Origin of the sequence: Bradyrhizobium sp., assembly GCF_036009065.1 — a bacterium.
Taxonomy (GTDB): Bacteria; Pseudomonadota; Alphaproteobacteria; order Rhizobiales; family Xanthobacteraceae; genus Bradyrhizobium.
The window spans coordinates 1-1653 of the sequence record NZ_DASYMN010000229.1 but is presented as its reverse complement, the minus strand read 5'-3'; the positions used below and the strand labels follow the sequence as shown (position 1 = coordinate 1653).

The following is a 1653-nucleotide window of genomic DNA, read 5'->3' as shown; positions in this document are numbered from 1 at the left end:
CGTCAGGCAATCTGGAGAAAGGCCGAGGCGCACTGGATCATTTCCGGCATCCCGGAAACGCTTTACACAGGAGCCACTTGCAAAACTCCGCCACGCAAACGCCCGAATTCCCGACGGAAGATGCACCGAGATCTGGAACCGAGGTGATCTGACCTGGTTCAGATGACCGCATAGGCCTGTGACGGGGTTTCCCACCTCTTTTGGCAAGCCGCTGGCGGCCTCGCCGCCAAAAGCAGCGGCAAGGGCAGCAATGGTGATCGCGAAGGGCCGCTACGCAACCAGACGAAGCAGTTGCAGGGCGGTGAAACTGAGCACCCCGAACATCAGGTGACACATCACCTTGGCGGCTCCGCGCACCCGCACGGTCCGGCCGCCATGGTTGTCCTTCAGCCCGCCATTGACCCGCTCGGCCGTGCTGCGTTCGCCGTAACGAATGTCTTCCGCCAGGCGATGCCCGACCAAACGTTGCCGCTTCGCCTCTTGCTCCAGTTCCTGCTTCAGCCCGGGGGTGGCACGCGGATTGATATCGATAATCGGCACATGGTTGAGGCTGCGGCTGTGCTGTTTGATGGCGGCATCGTCGTAGGCACTGTCCATCAGGTCGTACAGGTTGGTGACTTTCGCGGCGGTCATGGTGGCGAGCGGAATGGCGACCTGGCTGTCATGCACGAACGCCGCTGTGAGCACACAACTGATCGGGATCTCGCCGTCCGCGGAGTCGATGTGCAGCTTGTAGCCGATCCAAGACCCCTGATGGCCCTTGGCGTTGCGCTTGGTGCCGACAGCGCAGTGCTGCGGCAGATCTTGCAGCATGGCGGTTACGGTCATGCCGAGTTGGCGTTCAATCCGGCGCGGCGGCTCGACCGAACGCGCCTCGCCCTTGCAAGGGCGGCCGCGCTTGCGTTTGGGCTGTGCGGGTGACTTCGGCTCGGCTGATTTCACGGGCTTCTCGCGCGCCTTGATGGCGGTGCTGTCGCGCGAGATATGCCCGAGCAGGCGATCTGCGTGAGTTTCCTCGATCAGCGCGTCATGCAGTCGCGATGGCAGGGCGCTGTCGGCGAATTCCGCGAAGGCACGCGAGAACGTGGATTCGCTTGGTACTTCGCCTGCGCGCTGCCAACCGCACAGGCGGCGCAATGTCTTGTCGGCTGATAGCATGTCGATCAGCAGCCGGGTGGTTGGCAGATTGAAGACCGCCTTGGCGATGAAGCTGCGGGCCAGGGCCGCGCGCTCGGCGGGCGGACGCCCGATAAGCCCATGCCAGCTTGGCAGGAACGTCTCGATCCGAGTCAGGCCGAGCACGCTGACGAATTGCCGGTGATGCGCCGTCAGCGGACCGTCCATCGCATCATCGAGCCAGGGCAGAAGTTCTCCTTGAACACGGAGCCAGTATGTGGATAGTATCGCCTTCAGCGACATCGCCTGCATCCTTGTTGACTTCGTCGGTATCTGGTTGTTTTGCAACTCCATCAGACCACGAAACGGATGCAGGCGTCTCGCGAAATCCACACACTTTGAGGCGGAAAATCACGCCGACAGCGTGATTTTGCAAGTTGCTCTATTGATAGCCGATTTAATCGATAGTGCCGCGGCGGCCAACCCGAATGGCCGATTAGAGGCGCAAACCGCGGCATTTGCGCGTGGCAGCCCATC

2 protein-coding genes are annotated in these 1653 nt (G+C 61.8%); one reads left to right on the top strand and one right to left on the bottom strand.

Annotated elements, in window-relative coordinates:
* Window positions 1–270: 270 nt before the first annotated feature.
* Window positions 271–1428, bottom strand: a complete 1158-nt coding sequence (locus tag VGP39_RS14000) for a transposase (RefSeq protein WP_414644672.1) — start codon at window positions 1426–1428, stop codon at window positions 271–273.
* On the opposite strand from VGP39_RS14000, the gene VGP39_RS13995 reads away from it, so the two are divergent.
* Window positions 1394–1653: hypothetical protein (locus VGP39_RS13995; RefSeq protein WP_327568699.1), on the top strand; the 260-nt coding region annotated here is incomplete at its 3' end. The two genes, VGP39_RS14000 and VGP39_RS13995, sit on opposite strands and share 35 nt — an antisense overlap.

Bases quoted from the DNA above. Each gene is read 5' to 3' on its own strand.
- VGP39_RS14000 (WP_414644672.1), bottom strand. From the start codon at position 1,428: ATGCAGGCGATGTCGCTGAAGGCGATACTATCCACATACTGGCTCCGT.